17 protein-coding genes are annotated in these 16,838 nt (G+C 73.7%); 11 read left to right on the top strand and 6 right to left on the bottom strand.

Features of this window, described 5'->3' with window-relative positions; all coding sequences use genetic code 11:
• Positions 1-246 precede the first annotated feature (246 nt).
• Positions 247-480 (top strand): type II toxin-antitoxin system VapB family antitoxin, encoded by a 234-nt coding sequence (locus tag AAW13_RS01255; protein WP_046729901.1) that lies wholly within the window; start codon positions 247-249, stop codon positions 478-480.
• A complete protein-coding gene (locus tag AAW13_RS01250) occupies positions 477-884 on the top strand; it encodes a PIN domain nuclease (RefSeq protein ID WP_046729902.1) in 408 nt (135 codons plus the stop codon). The genes AAW13_RS01255 and AAW13_RS01250 overlap by 4 nt, the downstream gene beginning before the upstream one ends.
• Before the next feature lie 256 nt (positions 885-1,140).
• Here the strand turns inward: AAW13_RS01250 and AAW13_RS01245 are convergent, their stop codons facing one another.
• Entirely contained in the window at positions 1,141-1,827 is a 687-nt protein-coding gene (locus tag AAW13_RS01245; protein ID WP_046729903.1) for a response regulator, read from the bottom strand.
• Positions 1,824-3,230 (bottom strand): sensor histidine kinase, encoded by a 1,407-nt coding sequence (locus AAW13_RS01240; protein ID WP_052768568.1) that lies wholly within the window; start codon positions 3,228-3,230, stop codon positions 1,824-1,826. Before AAW13_RS01240 ends, AAW13_RS01245 begins: the two co-directional genes overlap by 4 nt.
• 132 nt (positions 3,231-3,362) lie before the next feature.
• Here AAW13_RS01240 and AAW13_RS01235 point away from each other — a divergent pair, with 132 nt between their 5' ends.
• The gene (locus AAW13_RS01235) at positions 3,363-3,929 is read left to right on the top strand and encodes a class I SAM-dependent methyltransferase (protein WP_046729920.1); all 567 of its coding nucleotides are present in this window, start codon (positions 3,363-3,365) and stop codon (positions 3,927-3,929) included.
• A gap of 176 nt (positions 3,930-4,105) precedes the next feature.
• Here AAW13_RS01235 and AAW13_RS01230 read toward each other — a convergent pair whose 3' ends face one another.
• Positions 4,106-6,130: an AfsR/SARP family transcriptional regulator gene (locus tag AAW13_RS01230; RefSeq protein ID WP_240528494.1), complete on the bottom strand. Its 2,025-nt coding sequence runs from the start codon at positions 6,128-6,130 to the stop codon at positions 4,106-4,108.
• A gap of 459 nt (positions 6,131-6,589) precedes the next feature.
• Here AAW13_RS01230 and AAW13_RS01220 point away from each other — a divergent pair, with 459 nt between their 5' ends.
• Positions 6,590-7,504 (top strand): alpha/beta fold hydrolase, encoded by a 915-nt coding sequence (locus AAW13_RS01220; RefSeq protein WP_071659380.1) that lies wholly within the window; start codon positions 6,590-6,592, stop codon positions 7,502-7,504.
• Between the two features lie 208 nt (positions 7,505-7,712).
• Here the strand turns inward: AAW13_RS01220 and AAW13_RS01215 are convergent, their stop codons facing one another.
• Positions 7,713-8,579, bottom strand: a complete 867-nt coding sequence (locus AAW13_RS01215) for an NAD(P)-dependent oxidoreductase (RefSeq protein WP_046729905.1) — start codon at positions 8,577-8,579, stop codon at positions 7,713-7,715.
• A gap of 118 nt (positions 8,580-8,697) precedes the next feature.
• Here AAW13_RS01215 and AAW13_RS45720 point away from each other — a divergent pair, with 118 nt between their 5' ends.
• The 6 genes from AAW13_RS45720 (at position 8,698) to AAW13_RS01190 (ending at position 13,680) form a co-directional block, all read left to right on the top strand.
• Complete coding sequence (locus AAW13_RS45720) at positions 8,698-8,835, top strand: hypothetical protein (RefSeq protein ID WP_165941401.1); 138 nt, start codon at positions 8,698-8,700, stop codon at positions 8,833-8,835.
• Positions 8,836-9,100: 265 nt separating this feature from the next.
• Positions 9,101-11,026, top strand: coding sequence for a RiPP maturation radical SAM C-methyltransferase (locus tag AAW13_RS01210; RefSeq protein WP_046729906.1), 1,926 nt, complete (start codon positions 9,101-9,103; stop codon positions 11,024-11,026).
• Positions 11,008-11,613: a DUF5825 family protein gene (locus tag AAW13_RS01205; RefSeq protein WP_046729907.1), complete on the top strand. Its 606-nt coding sequence runs from the start codon at positions 11,008-11,010 to the stop codon at positions 11,611-11,613. Before AAW13_RS01210 ends, AAW13_RS01205 begins: the two co-directional genes overlap by 19 nt.
• Positions 11,614-11,628: 15 nt before the next feature.
• Positions 11,629-11,970, top strand: coding sequence for a hypothetical protein (locus tag AAW13_RS01200; protein WP_046729908.1), 342 nt, complete (start codon positions 11,629-11,631; stop codon positions 11,968-11,970).
• Positions 11,963-12,898, top strand: a complete 936-nt coding sequence (locus AAW13_RS01195; RefSeq protein WP_046729909.1) for a hypothetical protein — start codon at positions 11,963-11,965, stop codon at positions 12,896-12,898. The genes AAW13_RS01200 and AAW13_RS01195 overlap by 8 nt, the downstream gene beginning before the upstream one ends.
• On the top strand, positions 12,895-13,680 hold the full coding sequence (locus AAW13_RS01190) for a class I SAM-dependent methyltransferase (RefSeq protein WP_052768569.1): 786 nt from the start codon (positions 12,895-12,897) through the stop codon (positions 13,678-13,680). Before AAW13_RS01195 ends, AAW13_RS01190 begins: the two co-directional genes overlap by 4 nt.
• 22 nt (positions 13,681-13,702) lie before the next feature.
• Here the strand turns inward: AAW13_RS01190 and AAW13_RS01185 are convergent, their stop codons facing one another.
• Both AAW13_RS01185 and AAW13_RS01180 read right to left on the bottom strand, forming a co-directional pair.
• A complete protein-coding gene (locus tag AAW13_RS01185) occupies positions 13,703-15,115 on the bottom strand; it encodes an MFS transporter (protein WP_071659379.1) in 1,413 nt (470 codons plus the stop codon).
• A complete protein-coding gene (locus tag AAW13_RS01180; RefSeq protein ID WP_046729911.1) occupies positions 15,112-15,822 on the bottom strand; it encodes an IclR family transcriptional regulator in 711 nt (236 codons plus the stop codon). The genes AAW13_RS01185 and AAW13_RS01180 overlap by 4 nt, the downstream gene beginning before the upstream one ends.
• A gap of 221 nt (positions 15,823-16,043) precedes the next feature.
• On the opposite strand from AAW13_RS01180, the gene AAW13_RS01175 reads away from it, so the two are divergent.
• Positions 16,044-16,838 (top strand): AfsR/SARP family transcriptional regulator (locus AAW13_RS01175; protein WP_240528493.1); only part of this gene is annotated, 795 nt, incomplete at its 3' end.

Genomic DNA, 16,838 nt, shown 5'->3' with positions numbered 1-16,838 from the left:
GATTTCATGATCATCTGGACAAATTCTGGACGCCGATTCCGGTTAAGTCGGGCATGGCGCTTATGGGGTATTTCGTGTCGGTGGCGGGCAGGCCTCTGTCGGCTCGCCCCGCAGTGAGAAGCGGGCCCGTGTGAACGTCATGACGCCCGGCGCGCCTCCCTCGCGTGGTCTGTTTGTGATCGATGGCCGCGCTCGATGTTGGTGATGTATCTTGGATGCATACATCGTGGATGTTGGAGGTGTCCGATGTCCGTCACGCAGATTGATCTCGACGACGAGGCGCTGGCCGAGGCCATGCGGCTCATGGGCGCCACGACGAAGAAGGAGACCGTCAACGCGGCCCTTCGGGACTATGTGGCGCGGATCAAGCGGCTTGAGGCCGCGGAGAAGTTGGCCGCGCGGGGTGCGCGTGGTGAGTTCGAGCAGGCCGCGGCGGCGCGTGACGCGGAGAAGCGTGCGCGACGCGAGGCCTTCGAGTGATCACGTATCTGATGGACACCTCGGCTCTGTGGCACCTGTTTCGCACCCCAGGTGCGCTGCGCCCCTGGGAGGGACACATCGCCGCCGGGGTGTTCCACCTCTGCGAGCCGACGCGGGCCGAATTCCTCTACTCGGCAACCAGCCCGTCCCACCGGGACGAGCTCGCAGAGGAACTGGACGCGCTCTGCTCGCTCTCTCCGGTTCCGAAGAACGCCTGGCGTTGGGTCGACACCGCCCAGTACAAGCTGACCCAGCGGGGTCAGCACCGCGCGGCTGGAGCGATTGACCTGTTGGTGTGTGCGACAGCTGTCCACCATGGGCACACCGTTCTCCACGTGGACGACGACTTCGCGACGGTGGCCGAAGTGCTCAAGGAAGTTCAGCAGCGGGACGTGCGAGCCTGATCTTCTGGAGCCGGTTCACGTTGTCGGTCTGTTGGCCGGGGACAGCTTGCACCTGGGTTCGATCTGCTGGACGAAAGTGCCCAATTGCCCCATTGTCTTCCTCGCGGACACGTGGCCACACCGGAGGTCACGGCGCTCCTCACCAAGTGGGGCCCGTGTATACGCAATGAGGTACGCAGGTTCGACGTCGGCCGGAAGGACCCCCTGGCCTGACCGACAGGACCCGCGGACGGACGCGGCGGTGGGCCGTCGCCGTTCAGTCCCCGGCCCGTATCAGCCCGCTCTCGTAGGCGAAGATCACCGCGTGGACGCGGTCGCGTAGGCCGAGTTTGGTGAGGACGCGGCCGAGGTGGGTCTTGACGGTCGTCTCGCCGACGAAGAGGCGGTCGGCGATCTCGCCGTTGGCCAGTCCCCGGGCGACCAGGGCCAGGACTTCGCGTTCCCGCTCGGTGAGCGCGGCCAGGCGGCTGCGCTGGGCGGGCACGGACGTGGGGGACCGCAGGACGAAGCGTTCGACCAGGCGCCGGGTGAGGGACGGCGCCACCATGACCTCGCCCCGCAGCACCGCCCGGACGGTCACCAGGATCTCCTCGGCGGGGGCGTCCTTGACGAGGAAGCCGTTCGCGCCGGCACGCAGGGCCGCGTAGGCGTACTCGTCGAGGTCGAAGGTGGTGACGACGAGGATCCGGGGGCCATCCGGTTCCGCGCAGAGGCGTTCGGTCGCGGCCAGTCCGTCAAGGCCCGGCATGCGTACGTCCATCAGGACGAGGTCCGGCTCCAGGGCGGCCACACCCGCGATCGCCGCGTCGCCGTCGGCGGCCTCGCCCACCACGGTGAGGTCGGGCTGGCTGTCGACGACCATGCGCAGTCCCATCCGGATCAGTTGCTGGTCGTCGCAGATCAGCACCCGCGACGGTGACGGCGTGGAGGCCGGGCCGGTCATGGGGTCGCCGGGGTGGGTTCGGGCCCGGTGGGGCGCAGGCAGGCGGTGACCCGGTAGCCCCCGTCGGGTGTGGGTCCGGCGTCGACGCTCCCGCCGTACAGGGCGGTGCGCTCGCGCATGCCGGTGAGTCCGTGACCGCGGGCGCCCAGCCGGGCAGGGCGCCCCGGAACGCCTCCGGCTCCGCCCCTCCCTTCGTCTCCGGCTCCGGCTCCCCCTTCCCCTCCGGCTCCGGCCCTGGTTCCGGCTCCCGTTCTGGTTCCCTCTTCGCCTCCCGCTCCGGTCTTCGCTTCGGCTCCCGTTCCGGTCCTCGTTCCGGCTCCCGTTCCGGCCGAGTTCTCCACCCGGATGCGGACCAGGCGCCCCGGTCCCGCGGTACCGGTGTCGACCCGTACGTGGATCGAGGCGTTCGGCGGGGCGTGCTTGACCACGTTGGTGAGTGCCTCCTGCACGATGCGGTACGTCTGCACGGTGAGATCCGCCGGAAGGCCGCCCGGCTCTCCGCGCAGGTCCAGCCGGGCGCGCGTGCCGTTCGTGTCGAGGCGCCCGACCAGCCGCCGCAGATCGGCCGAGAGGGACTCGCCGGCCCTGCCCGGCCCAGGTCCGGGGGCGTCGGACGAGGAGCCCGCGTCGGGGGTCCGCAGCACCTCCAGCAGCCGGCGCAGTTCGTCCAGCGCGTCGCGGCCGGTCGCGCTGATGACGCCGAAGGTGCGGTCGACGACCGTGGGGTCGGTGTGCCGCATCAGCCTGCCGCCCTCGGCGTTGAGCACCATCACGCTCACGCTGTGCGCGAGGACGTCGTGGATCTCGCGGGCGATGCGGGCCCGCTCCTCGGCGACGGCGAACCGGGCCAGGGCGAGGCGTTCCGACTCGGCGAGCGCGGCCCGCCGCTCGAACTCGGCGACATAGGCGCGCCGGGCACGGACGTACTCGCCGAACACCCAGGCCCCGGCCAGCAGGAGCGCCACGGCGAGCGGGGTGAGCCAGGCACCGCGGGCACCCGGGCCCCCGTGGTCCCGCTGCCAGGCGGGAATCCACAGCAGTACGCAGCCGGCGGCACAGAGCACCGTCGCCGCGGCGGCCCGGCGCAGGCCGCGTACCGTGAGGGTGGCCAGGACCGCGGCCAGGGCGACGGCGCCGCGTCCCGGTTCCCGTCCCCACACCTGTCCGAGGTACTGCGCCCAGAACGCGGCCGTCACCAGGGCCGCGACGAGCACCGGCCGGCGGCGGCGCCACAGCAGGGGCAGTACCAGGGCGGCGTACACGACCGCCTGTACCCAGACCGGTCGCCAGCCCGGCTGCGGGCGGATCACCGGGGGCACGGCGACCAGCACGACCAGCAGGACGTCCGTCAGCCACGGATGTCCGCGCCGCAGGCGGGGCAGGGTCTCGATGAGCCGGTGCACCGCCTCACGCTACGGCCGGGGCCCGCTGCCCGGCATCGTCCTGGCGGGCGTCACCGGGTCCTCCCGCAGTCGTACGGGCAGCGGCCGGGGATACGACGTGCGGCCACCCCGGGCGCTTCCAGCATGGCCGCCATGTCGATCACCTCCGAGTTCCTCAGACGGCCCCTCATGACCGGTGCCGTGGCGCCCAGTTCACGAAGGCTGGCGTACGCGATGACCGCGGGCATCGGCCTGGAGCGGGCCCGGACCGTTGCCGAACTCGGCCCGGGGACGGGGGTGTTCACCGACGCGATCCTCGCCCGGCTGGCCCCCGGCGCACGGCTGGTCGCCGTCGAGCTCAACCCGGTGCTCGCCGCCCGGCTGTCGGCCACCCGGCGGGACACCCGGCTGACCGTGGTGCACGGATCGGCGGCCGAGCTGGCCGTCGTGGCAGGCGAACCGGTCGACGCGGTGGTCTCCGGGCTGCCGTGGACGGTCATGCCGCAGCACCGGCGCGGGTACGTCCTGGACGCCGTGGCCGAAGTCCTCGCGCCCGGCGGCTGGTTCACCACCTTCGCCTACCTGCACGCGGCCTGGACGCCGCCCGCCCGTCACTTCACCGCCGAACTGGCACGCCGTTTCGACCGGTTGGAACGATCGAGGACGGTGTGGGCGAATCTGCCACCCGCCTTCGTGCACCGGGCCACCCGGCGGCCTTGAGCGTGAGCGGATCCGTGAGAGCGAGAGCGGGTCCGTCCGCTGGCCGGCCGGAGACGGTCAAAACCGGGTGGCCGTGCGGATCAGCGCCGGATCACGAGTTCCGGGTTCGCTGCCCGGGTGCGTGGGCGGGGCTCAGGAGGCGTGACCGGGGCTCAGGGGGCGTGACCGTCCGGGGCTCAGGGGGCGTGGGCGGCGAGGGCCCTGTCGGTGGACCGCAGGTGGTGGGTGACCGGGCCGAAGGAGATCAGGCCGCTGCCGGCGCCGGCGGACTCCGCTGCGGCGGCGGCCAGTTCGGCGCGGGCGCGGCGCAGGACCGGCAGGTGGCCGACGGACGCGGCGGCACGGGCGAGTACACACCACAGCGCCTCCTGGAGGAGGTCGTGCGGTGGGCGGGGCACCTCGGTGAGTGCCCGGCGGGCCTGTTCGGCGGCGCCCGAGGCGGCCAGGAGCAGCGGGTCGAGCCAGGGCCGGTACGGGCCCGGGTCCAGGTCCGCGAAGTCGTCCGGGTCGGGCCGGGCGTCACCCCGCATGACCGGGACCAGCGTGACGAGGACGGCGGCTCCCCGGGTGAGGCCGGGCATCCCGCAGTCGGCGGTCTCCGCCAGGACCCGGGCGTACGCGGTACGCGCGGCCGGCCTGCCGTCGGTCTCGCAGCGGCGCAGTGCCCGGTACCAGGCGGTGAACACCCCGGCGAGCGGCCGTTCGTTGCGGTGGGCGAGCCGGTCGATCGCCTCGGCCTGCGCGTCCGCCGCCGCGAAATCGCCGAGTCCGGCGAGCGCCTGAAGCCGGATCAGGCGTCCCAGGACCTCGTGGTTCGGCAGTTGGTGGTCGGTCGCCAGCCGGGTCAGTTCGGCGCCGAGGACGTCTCGGCGGGCGGCCGATCCGCAGCCGGCGAAGGACTGCATGAAGGCACCGTTCAGGGCGAACGCGAGCAGCGCGGGGTCCTGGAGGCGCCGGGCGAGACGGACGGCCTCCTCGGCGGCCCGTTCCGCGCGCAGCCGCCACGGTTCGGCCGCGGGGGCGTCGGCCGCCCGGGGCAGAACCGTGTCGGCGGCGGCGTCGCCGCGTGACTCGACCGCGACGACCGACAGCAGCCGGGCCCGCAGGGCGGGCGGCCCGTCCGGGCCGAGCCGGGCGGCGGCGCGGGCGGCGGCGCGGACCAGTTCGCCCGCGCCCCCGGGGTCGTCGGCGCGGGTCCACACGGCGGGGACGTCGTAGCTGCCGATGATCCTCGCGGCCAGCTCGGTGTCGCCGGTCGTCTCGGCCGCCGCGACCAGGTCCCGGCGGTGCTCGCGGGCCTCTTCCAGACCGTCGGCGCCGGTCACCGCGAGGTCGCGCAGCAGGCCGGCCGTGGCGTACAGCCGGGCCCGGGACCGGGCCGGCACCGAGCGGTCCCACGCGGCGGCCGCGCGGTCCCAGACGCCGTCCGCCGCTCCGGCCGGTTCGGCCACGGGGACGGTGGTGCCGCTGAGGATGCGGGCTTCGGCGCGGGCCAGGGCGGCCGCGCCGCCGGGGCCGTACGCGCCGGTGAGGGCCCGGCGGGCGCGGAGCAGCGTGTCCAGGGCCTCGCCGCGGCGCCCGGACCGGTCCAGCGCGGTCGCCAGCAGAACCCAGCCGTCCTCCCGGCCGGGGTGTGCGGCGAGGTGGGCGCGCAGGTCGGCGACGGCGTCCCGGGCGGCGCCGGTGGCCAGCAGGGCGTCGGCACGGCGCTCGACGGCGTCCAGGCGCAGGGCCTCCAGGCGGGCCTGTTCGGCGGCGGCCCACGCGACGCCGGCGAAGTCGGCGAGGACCGGCCCGCGCCATTGGGCGAGTGCCTCGTCCCACAGGGCGACCGCCGCGTGCGGCGGGGCCGCGGCGGCGCGGGCCGTGGTGTCCTCGAACCGCCAGGCGTCGACCGTGTCGCGTCCGGCGCGCAGGGCGTAGCCGGGGCCTTCGGTGACCAGCAGCCGGGACGGTCGGCGGGCCGGACGCGCGGGTTCCAGGGCGCGGCGCAGGGCCGCGACGAAGGTGCGGACCGCGCCGACCGCTGCGGCCGGGGGTTCGCCCTCCCACAGGTCGGCCACGAGCCGGCCGACGGGCACCACCCGGCCCCGGGCGACCAGCAGCCGTCCCAGCACCTCGCGGTGGCGCGGCGCACCGAGCGGCAGGGGCGCGCCGTCGACCCTCCACGCGGCGACCGGCCCCAACACCCCGAACCGCACACCCCCCGGCACACCTTCCGGCTCGGACTCTCCGCCGACAGCCCCAGGGCCACCGCCGACCGGTTCGCACTCCCCACCGACCGGTTCGTGGCGCCCACCGACCGGTTCGTGGCGTCCGTCGACCGGTTCGTGGCGCCCGCCGACCGGCTCGCACTCCCCACCGACCGGTTCGTGGCGCCCGCCGACCGGTTCGTAGCGGCCATCCCCCGGCCCGCAGTGCACGCCCTCCGGCTCGGACCGTGCGTCCTCCGGCTCGGACCGTGCGTCCTCCGGCTCGGACCGTGCGTCCACCGATCCGTGCTCCCCGCCCCCCGGTTCGAACTCCACGCCCACGGCGTCGTCCCTTCGTGGGCGGCGCCGTGCCGGGGTGCCGCGTGTTCGCTCATCGATCGCTGATCCGGGGGCCACAACCTGGGTGCCGTCCCGGGTGCCCCGGTCCGCCGAGGCCGGAGGTCCGGGATGTCCACTCTGCCACGAGCCACAGGAGTCGCTGTGACACACCCGAGCATTCCCGGATTCACCGAGCGGCGCGTGCCGGTCGGTGACGGCGTCACGCTGAACGCCGCCGTCGGCGGCACCGGCAGCCCCCTCGTGCTGCTGCACGGTTTCCCGCAGACCCACCTCATGTGGCGGCACGTCGCCGCCGGCCTCGCCGCCGACCACACCGTGATCTGTCCCGACCTGCGCGGCTACGGCGCCAGCGACAAGCCCGCCGAGAACGGGCCGGAGACCTACTCCAAGCGGACCATGGCCCGGGACGTCGTCCGTCTCGCGGCCCGGCTGGGTCACGACCGCTTCGCCCTGGCCGGCCACGACCGGGGTGCCCTGGTCGCCTTCCGGGCCGCGATGGACCACCCGGAGGCGGTGTCCCACGCCCTGTTCCTCGACGTCCTGCCGACCCTCGACATGTGGGACGCCCTGCGCGGGGTGACCGGCGCGGTCGGTTTCCACCTCTATCTGATGGCCCAGCCCCCGGGCCTGCCGGAGCGGATGATCGAGGCGTCCGCCGACGCCTTCTTCGGCCACTTCCTCGACGCCTGGACCCTCGCCCCGGACGCCGTCCCCGCCGACGTCCGTGCCCACTACCTCGCCGCCTCCGCCGCGGCCGTGCCCTCCGTCGTCGCCGACTACCGGGCCTCGGCCGGCGTGGACGTGGCGCACGACACCGCGGACAGGGAAGCGGGCCGCCGGCTGGCCATGCCGGTCACCGTGCTCCAGCAGGACTGGGGCGCGGCCCTCGGCTACCACGCCCAGGGGCTGTGGAGTGCCTGGTCCGACGACCTGCGCCACCGTACGGTCTCGTGCGGCCACTTCATGGCCGAGGAGGATCCGGAGCTGATCGCCGACGAGATCCGGTCCCTCGTCCGGCGCTGACCCGTGGCCCCTGCTGCCGCGTGGCGCCCACTGCGGGGCGGAGAACGTCCCTGAGCCGGTCGGCTGCGCCTGCCGGCCCGCCGTGCGGGTTGTGCTGCCGGCTTGCCGTGCGGGTTGTGCTGCCGGCTCGCCGTGCGCGTTGTGCTGCCGGTCGACTTCCCGGGACGCGCCGCCCGGTGGGGACGACCTGCCGGAGCCGGGGAGACGCTCACTCCGGCGTGCGGTCCGGCGCCGGGTCGTCCGGGGTGTGGAGGTGGGACAGGACGTCCTTCAGGGGGAGGTCGAAGCGGTCCTTGTCGGAGGTCCAGTGGCGCATCACCGTGGCGCTGGCCTCGGCCAGGGCGGGCGGCAGGCCGGCGGAGCGCAGGGTGGCGGCTATCTCCTCCATCTCGGGGGCCCAGCGCCAGGCGCGGGCCGCGAGGCTGGGCAGGTAGTCCACGTCGGCGAGGATGCCCTGGGTGATCGACTCGGCTTCCAGGGCCAGTTCGTCGCCCACGCCGTGGCTCGCGGCGAGTGCGTGCGAGACGGCGGCGAGCGCGCGGGCGGACTTCTGGAAGGACGCGAAGGCCATCTTCAGGGCCGACGCGGCACCGATCCCGGCGTCCAGCGGCCTGGCCAGCACGGCGGTGCCCTCGAACACCGCGGCGGCCCGGCCGACCGCCTCCCGGTCGCCGCTCAGGTGGAGCCGGGGCTGGGCTCCCGCGCCGGGGGGAGCGCCGATGATCGAGCCGTCGACCATGACGACGCCACGGTCCAGGCAGGCATCGGAGATACGGCGGGCCCGGTCGGGGCTGATGGCGTTCGCGTCGACGTAGACACCGTGGAACGCGTGGCCGAGGACCTCCCTGGCGACGTCCTCCGCCGCGTGCGGTGGGCAGATCGACAGCACCAGGTCGCTGACGTCCAGGGCGGCGCCGAGCGACTCGGCCGCCTCCAGACCGGCCGCACGCGCCCGCCCGACGCTGGCCGCGCCTCGGCCGGCCGGGACATGGAGCACCCGGGTGCCGGTACGGCGTGCCTCGGCGCCGACCTTGGCGCCCATGGCGCCGGGGTGCAGGAGAGTCACTGTGGTCATGAGCCTCACGGTACGTGTGCCGTGCGTCAACGTCCGGTCCGTTGAACGGGACGGTTCGCGACAGGGCGCCCGAGGCGTACCACGCTGACTACGACGATGTACGCCTGCCGGCACGGCTGTGCGGCACTCGGCGTGCCCGGCACCCGGAAAGGCCGAGGGGAGGTACGCCATGGAGAAGACCGTCGTCACCAGTGACCCGCAGAGCAACGAGCGGGAGTCGGTCAAGGTCGAGGTCGGGATCACCGTCAAGTTCTGACGCCCTTCCTCCGCCACAGGCCGCCCGGCGCTTCCGGTGCGTCCGCTGCCACCACCGCACCGGAAGCGCGTCCCCGGACAGGAGAAGAGGAACCGTGGAGAAAGTCGTCGTCAACAACGATCCGCAGGCACCGTCCCAGGAAGACGCCCGGTCGACGTTCATCTCGGTGATGGTCTACGTCACGAAGTACTGATCCTTTCCCTTTGTTCCTGTGCTTCGGCCGGCGCTTCGCCCGCGTGAAGCGCCGGATCTCACTGGAGGGCACATGAAGGTCACCCTGGTCTGCATGCCGTGGGCCACCACGGCGACCCCTTCGCTGGCGCTCGGAATCCTCTCGCGCAGGATCGCGGACACCCGTCCGGGGACCGAGGTCGAGACCGTCTACGCCAACATCGACTTCGCCGACTGGATGCACGAACAAGGAGGCCTGGGAGCAGCCGAGTTCAGCTTCTTCTCGCTGCACAGTTACTTCCTCGGATGCGGGGACTGGGTGTTCTCCTCCGCTCTCTACGACGACACGTCCTGGCGGGTCGACGCATTCCGCGGCGCCTTCGGGAAGGCGATGACCGCCGACCAGATGGAGGTGTCCCTGCGGCTGCACCGGACCGTCCCCGACTTCGTCGACGCGATGGCCCGGCGCATCGTGGCCGACGGCCCCGGCCTCGTCGGAGCGACCTCGACGTTCCAGCAGAACGTGGCCTCCCTCGCGCTGCTGCGCCGCGTCAAGGAGCTCGCCCCCGGTGTGAGGACCGTCATGGGCGGCGCCAACTGCGACGGCCCGCAGGGGGAGGCGCTGCACCGCAACTTCGGTTTCCTCGACTACGTCGTACGGGGCGAGGCGGAGCGCACGTTCCCCGAACTCGTCGCGGCGGTCGAGGGCGACGGCGACACCTCGGGCATCGCCGGCCTGTGCCGACGCGACGACGACGGCAGGAGCGTGAGCAACCCGCCGGCCGAGCGGCTGCTGGCGCCGTCCGAGATACCCTGCCCCGACTACGACCCGTACTTCGAGCGGCTGCGGCGCTCCCGCGTGCAGTCCTGGTACGAGACCGTGCTCACCGTGGAGGGAGCGCGCGGCTGCTGGTGGGGCGAGAAGCACCACTGCACCTTCTGCGGGCTCAACGGCTCGGCGATGACCTTCCGCAGCAAGAGCCCGGGCACCTACCTGGACGAGATCCTCACGCTCGCCGAACGCCACCGCGTACTGGACTTCTACGCGGTGGACAACATCCTGGAGATGTCCTATCTCGACTCGGTCCTGGACCGGCTCGCCGACGCGCCGTTCGACCTGCGCATCCAGTACGAGGTCAAGTCGAACATGAAGCTGTCGCAGATCGAGCGGATGCGCAGGGCCGGGGTGGTCAGCGTCCAGCCGGGCATCGAGAGTCTCAGCACCCGCGTCCTGAGGATCATGGACAAGGGGGTGAGCGGCACCCACAACGTGCGCTTCCTGCGGGACGCCGAGAGCAACAGCCTCTCCGTGGCCTGGAACTACCTGTACGGATTCCCGGGCGAGACCGCCGAGGACTACCTGCCGGTCATCGAGCAGCTGCCCGCGCTGCACCACCTGCATCCGTCCAACGGGGTCAACCGCATCGCGCTCGAACGCTTCAGCCCGTACTTCGACCGCCCCGAACTCGGTTTCGCCGAACGGCGGCCGCACAAGCAGTACTTCGTCACCTACGACCTCCCCGAGTCCGAACTCGCCGATCTGGCCTATGTGTTCGAGACTCCCGGGCGAGGTGTGGACGCGAAGGTGGCGGAGCGGCTCAAGCAGGCGCTGGACGAGTGGGGCGCCAACTACATCCACAGCCGGCTCTCCTACGTCGACCTCGGCGACCGCATCGAACTGACCAACTCCCGGCCGCACTTCGCCTGGCGGACCATGACCCTGCGGGACGCCACGGAGGTCGGGCTCTTCCGGGCGCTGCACGACCCCCGGTCCGCCGATCAGCTGGTCCGCCGCACGGCGGCGTCCGGCACCGCCTGGGACCGGGAGCGGGTCGAGGCCCTGCTGGCCGACTGGCGCCGCCTGGGACTGGTCTTCATCGAGGGCGACCGTGCCGTCCATGTCGCCACCGAGCACGAGAACCAGCTGATCTGCCGGATCCGCCGCGAGTCGGAGGACACCGGCGGACCCGAACTGGCCCTGGAACTGGCCGAGGAGCCCACATGCGTGAAGATCTCCTGATCGCCCCGCCGACGCCGCCCGTTCCGTCGGCCACGCCGTACGGGCCCGTCGGCGAGCAGGTGCACGACCTCTACCGGAGCGGGGTGCGGTGCACCGCCCTCGACGAGCCCGTCTCGCTGCGCTCCCCGGACCCGCGCGACCTGCGCGCCCTCGACTTCGTCCGGGTCGCCACCGCCCGCGGCCTGCTGGTGCGCTGGCACCTGCGCGCCGGCCGCCGGGCCCTGCCCGCCCTGACGGCGCACGACCTGTCGCACCTCCAGCCCCCCGTCTCCCTGGACGGTCCCCGGTCCGCCGAACGCCTCGCCCAGTGGAACACCCGTTTCTACCTGGGCCGTTGCGTGTGGCGCCGAGGTCCCGGGTTCGTGCAGATCCGCGACCGGCGGGGCGGCGTGCTGCAACGGTTCGACCTGGTGCGGCCGGTCTACGCACAGGCGGTGGCCCTGCTGGAGAGGCAGCGGACGGACGAGGTCGACCCCGAGGTCCTCACCGCCCTGCGCGCCGAACGCCTCGTCCTCACCTTCGGCGACGCGCACTGGTGGGCGCCGTACCTGATGGACCGGTGGCCGGTGCCGTCCATGGTCCTGTGAACAGGGGGAGACACGATGGTCGATGACATCGCCGCGGGGATCCTCGCCTGCGCGGCCGTGGCCTGGCTGGTGTGGCGCGGGTTCTTCACCCCGCCGGGCTCGTTCGGCTCGTGGGCGATGTTCTCCCACATCTGCGCCTACCGGGTCCGGCTGTACGACGTGCGTGACGGCCGGCCGGTCTCCCCGTGGGACCACGAACTGCGCCAGGACCACTTCAGCTCCGCCGACGCGCTCGGCTCCCTGGTGAGCTACCTCGACGAGGTGCACGGCTGCCGGGTCGCCGGGGAGGGGGTGCTCCTGGTGCCCTTCGACCAGTTGCGGATCGCGGTCAGGAACGGCCGGGTCGTCCGTGCCTGACCTGCTGTCGGTGCACGGTGCCACGGCCGGCCCCGCACTGTGCTGCTTCCGCCTGATCCTGGGCACGGCCCTGGTGTGGAAGATCGTCGCCGACCATGTGTACGGCATGGCCCGGTTCTTCGACGAGCGCCCCAAGTCCCTGGTGCGCTGGCGCTACGAGCGGGACGAGATGGCGGTGAAGCTGCTGCTGAGTCCGGCCGCGTACAAGGTGTTCTACGTCGCCCGGGCGGTGGCGGCACTGTGCCTGTGCGCGGGGGTCCTCACCCCGCTCGCGGCGGCGGTGGTCGCCGCCTGGTGCGTGTTCGAGTTCACCTTCGACCGCAAGTTCAACACCGTGTTCCTCGGGGTGATGTGCCTGCCGTTCGTCTTCGCCCGGGGTGCCGACGCCTATCTGAGCCTCCAGTCGCTCCTGGACGCCGGCTCCCCGGCCGGCTTCCTCGACCCGCCCCGCGCGCACGGCGGCGAAAGCCTGTCCTGGCCGCAGTTCGCCGCGGTGGTCCTGGTGTTCCAGCTGTACTGGAGCAGCGCCTGGTTCAAGGCCGCGTCCCGCCAGTTCACCAGCGGGGACACCCTGCACAAGGTCTTCGCGCAGCTCGCGGCCCTGCGCGACGAACTGCCCGCGGGACGCCGTGAGTACTACTTCCCCGACTGGTTCACCCGCCGGTTCGCGACCGGTGAGCCGTCCCTGGTCGCCCGCCGCTGGCGCCTTCCGTCGCTGACGACGATCGCGGTGGAGGCCGCCCTGCCGGTCCTGCTGATCGTCCCCGCGACCTGGTACGCGGGGGCGCTGCTCGGACTGCTCACCCACGCCGCCTTCACCGCGATGCTGCCCAAGCGGCTGGTGCCCTTCAGTCTCGCCTCGGTGGGCACCTACGTGCTGTTCCTGCCGCCGTCCACGTTCGTGAACCTGATCGGAGGATGGACATGATCCACCGTGCGGTACGGGCCAAGGCGCCCACCAGCTTCGGTGCCCGGGCCCGCGACTACGACCGACTGCGCCCCGGCTACCCCGGCCGGGCCCTGACCGAGGCCTGGACCGCCCTGGGCGGCGGGCCGCCGGGCACCGCGCTGGACGTCGGCTGCGGGACCGGCAAACTCGCCGGCGCGCTGGCCGCCCTCGGCCACCGGGTCACCGGAGTCGAGCCGGACCCGCGGATGGCGGCCGTCGCCGCGGCGCACGGGCTCGCCGTCGAGGTCGGCACCTTCGAGACCTGGGACCCGCGCGGCCGCCGATTCGACCTGGTGGCCTGCGGTCAGGCCTGGCACTGGCTGCGCGCCGGGGACCGCACGGCCAAGGCGGCGCGGTGCCTGCGCCCGGCCGGGCGGATCCTGCTCGCCTGGAACTTCGGCTCCTACGCGCCGTCCGCCGAGGCGGGCCTGACCCGGGTCTACGCGGCCGCGCTGCCCGACGGGCTGCCGGTCGGGCAGGGCGGCCGGCAGGACCTCACGGAGACCGACGCCGACGCGTACGCCGACGAGCTGCGCACCCACGGGTTCGCGGTGACGAAGATCGCGGTGCCCTGGCAGAGCCGTCTCGCATCCCGGGAGTTCTGCGCGCTCCTCGGCACCGAGAGCCGCCACCTGGCCCTGCCGTGGTCCACCCGGCGCCGGCTGCTCCGCGCGGTGGCCGCCCACCTCGACGCCGAGGAGGGCGGAGAGATCCGCACGGACTACACATGCGTGATAGTGGCGGCCTCCAAAGCCCCGTGACACCACGCACGGCTGCCTGACGCTATGCGTCATCGCCGGGCTGTCCGTCCGGCTCGACGCGAGGCTTCGCGGTGCCGAGGCCGGTACCGTGACGCGCACCGGCGCCGTCGCCCGATTCGTCGGCCTCGACCTCCGCCTCGGCCCTGGCCCCGGCCATGTCCTCGTCCCCGATCCCGTCGCCGGTTTCGTGCGGTCCGTCCAGATGGACCGCGGTCGGGGCCAGATGGTGGGTGGTTGCCAGTAGGGCCAGGCCGACCGTGATGGCGAGCAGCGGAACCGCGACGCCGAACGCGTCGGCCAGTGCCCCGCAGAGCACGGGGGCGAGCCAGCCGCAGGACTGCACGGCCATGTTCACCGACGTCAGCACCCGCGCGGCCATCGCGTCCGGCACCGCCGCCACCATCGCCGCCCCGAACACGGCGTTCAGCGGGGTGACGAACACGATGCTCGCGCCGAGGCAGAGGCCCGCCGCCCACGGCCACGCGGCCAGCGGGACGAGCCCGGCGACGCCGAACACCAGCATCCAGGAGACGAGCAGGACGAGCCGGCGGCCGCTGACCCGCCGTACGACCCACCCGCAGGCGAGCGCGCCGCCCAGCCCGCACGCCGTCGCGATCCCCTCGGCCGAGCCGATCTGCGCGGACGAGGCGCCGTGGTGCCGCAGCGCCACGACGAACATGAAGGCCACCCCGGTGAAGAGCAGGTTCATCAGCGCCGACCACACCAGCGTGTACCGCAGGAACGGCACCCCCCGGACGAACGCGAGACCGGCGCCCAGGTCCCGGCCCGACGGCGGTCGCCTGGCGGCCCGTTCGGCCGGGTCCGGGCCCAGCGGCGTACGGATCAGCAGGCAGGCCACGGTGACGGCCGCATACGACAGGGCGTCCGCGAGGAACGGCACCCAGCGGGCCAGCGCGAACAGTGTCCCGCCGAGCGGCGCCCCGGCCAACTCCGCACTGTGGTCGCGTACTTCGGCGCGTGCGAAGGCGGCCCTGAGCTGTGCCCGCGGGACGATCCGCCGCACCAGCGGGGCCGCCGCGCCCGCGAACACCGCCGACGCCAGGCCCTGCGCCAGCGCCAGGGCGGCGATCAGCGGCAGCCACGGGTGCCCGGCGGCCACCGTCCAGCAGACCGTTCCCGTCGTGGCGAGCTGGGTCAGCGAGGCCCCCGTCAGCAGCGCCCGGCGTGAGCAGCGGTCGGCGGCCACGCCCGCCGGGAGCAGGCCCGCGGTGAGACCGGCGCTCGCGCACGTGCCGACCACGCCGGCCGCCGCCGCGGAACCGGTGACGGCCAGCATCAGCAGCGGGAGCGCCAGCCTGGAGACGCCGGTGCCCAGCGCGGACACGGCGGTGCCCGACCACCACAGGTTGTAGTCCCGGTTCCGCCACAACGACGGGGGGTCCTGCTCCGGGACACCCCGCGCCCCGTCGGTCACCGGCCGCGCAGCCCGTTGCCGATGACCTGGGCGGTGCGCGCGGCGGCGTCGGCGATCCGCTCCAGACGGTGTGCGGGATCGGTCACCACACACAGGGACGTCAGCGGCGCCCGCCCCGGCCGGCCCGGTAGCGGTACGGCCGCGCAGCACACCCCCGGTACCAGTTCCTCCCGGTCGAAGGCGGCGCCGCGGGCCCGGATGCCGGCGGCCTCCCGCGCCCAGGACCTGGGCGGCGGGCAGGGCAGGGTGACGGGTCCGGCCGTGGCCATCAGGACCTTGCCGGCCGCCGCGCGCCACGGCCAGGTGGTCCCGCGGCGGGCCACGACAGCCGGCCCGGCCCCCTTGCCGGGCACCCATTCCAGGACCAGGGCCTGCCCCTTCCACAGCACGCAGATCCCCACCGCGGCGCCCGTCAGTTCGGCCAGCTCGTGCATCGGCCGCCGGGCGGCGGACCGCAGCCCCGGGTTCGGTTGCCACCGGTGTCCGAGCCGGTACATCTGCGGTCCCATCCGGTAGCCGCCGCGATGCCGTTCCACCGCCCCCAGCTCGGCCAGCTGTTCGAGGAGCCGGTGGGCGGTCGACTTGGGCAGCCCGCACTCCGCCGCCAGCCTCGTCAGCCCCGCCTCCCCGGCCCGTTCCACCGCTTCGAGGAGACCGAAGGCGCCCTCCAGCACGCTGCGGCCCGCGGCCCCCGGCGACGAGGTCATGGTCGCCGCGGCCGTACCTGTCCCACCTGGTCCGTTCAAGCCGTTCACCCCCGTCGCCCGTGCCGGGTCCCCGCATCGGGCGTCTGCTCGGCCAGTACGCCAGCAGGTTCGCATCAGGTCATGTGCAGAAACGTTGTCGATTGCTTGTCGGAAATAAGGGGGGACGGTGAAAGATGGGGTCGACCGCGGGGGCGGGGGCGGGGCAGGGGGGAGCGAACAGCATGGTGCAGGTGCACTTACTGGGGCCCGTGGAACTGTCGGCCGGGGGGCGCACGGTGGAGGTGGGGCCCCCGCAGCGTCGTACGGTGCTGGCCGTACTGGCCGTGGAGACCGGCCGGCCCGTCACGGTGGCCGCGCTCATCGACCGGGTCTGGGACGCCGGCCCGCCGGACGCGGCACGCCGGGCGGTGCACGCCCACATCGCCGGCATCCGGCGGGTCTGCGCGGAGGCCGGGGACCGCGGTACGCGGCCGTTGCCGCTGCTGCGCCGGTCGAGCGGCTACGTGCTGGACGCCGATCCCGAACAGGTCGACGTGCACCGGTTCCGCAAGCTCGTCGACCGTGCCCAGGCGGCGGAGCAGCCGGACGACACCAGGTCCGCGCTGCTGCGCCAGGCGCTCGGGCTGTGGCGCGGGGAGCCGCTCAGCGGACTGCACGGGCAGTGGGCGGCGCGGATGCGCGAGGCCTGGCGGCGGCAGCGGGTGGACGCCGCGGTCGGCTGGGCCCGGATCGAGCTGCGCCGCGGTGATCCCGACGCCGTCATCGGCCCGCTCACCGACCTGCTCGCCGAGTACCCGCTGGTGGAGCCGCTGGCCGACATGCTGATGCGGGCCCTGTACGACGCCGGGCGCGGCGCGGAGGCCCTGGACTGCTTCGCCACGGTACGACGATGGCTCGCGGAGGAACTGGGCACGCCCCCCGGCCCGGCCCTGCACACGACCCACCAGTCGATCCTCCTCGGCCACCGCCCCCCGCCCCCCGACACCCATCCGCCCTCCCCGGAGCCCACCCCACCC

Origin of the sequence: Streptomyces humi, assembly GCF_001005085.2 — a bacterium.
Taxonomy (GTDB): Bacteria; Actinomycetota; Actinomycetes; order Streptomycetales; family Streptomycetaceae; genus Streptomyces; species Streptomyces humi.
Note: the sequence above shows the minus strand (reverse complement) of the source record. Positions and strands in the feature narration are given on the sequence as shown.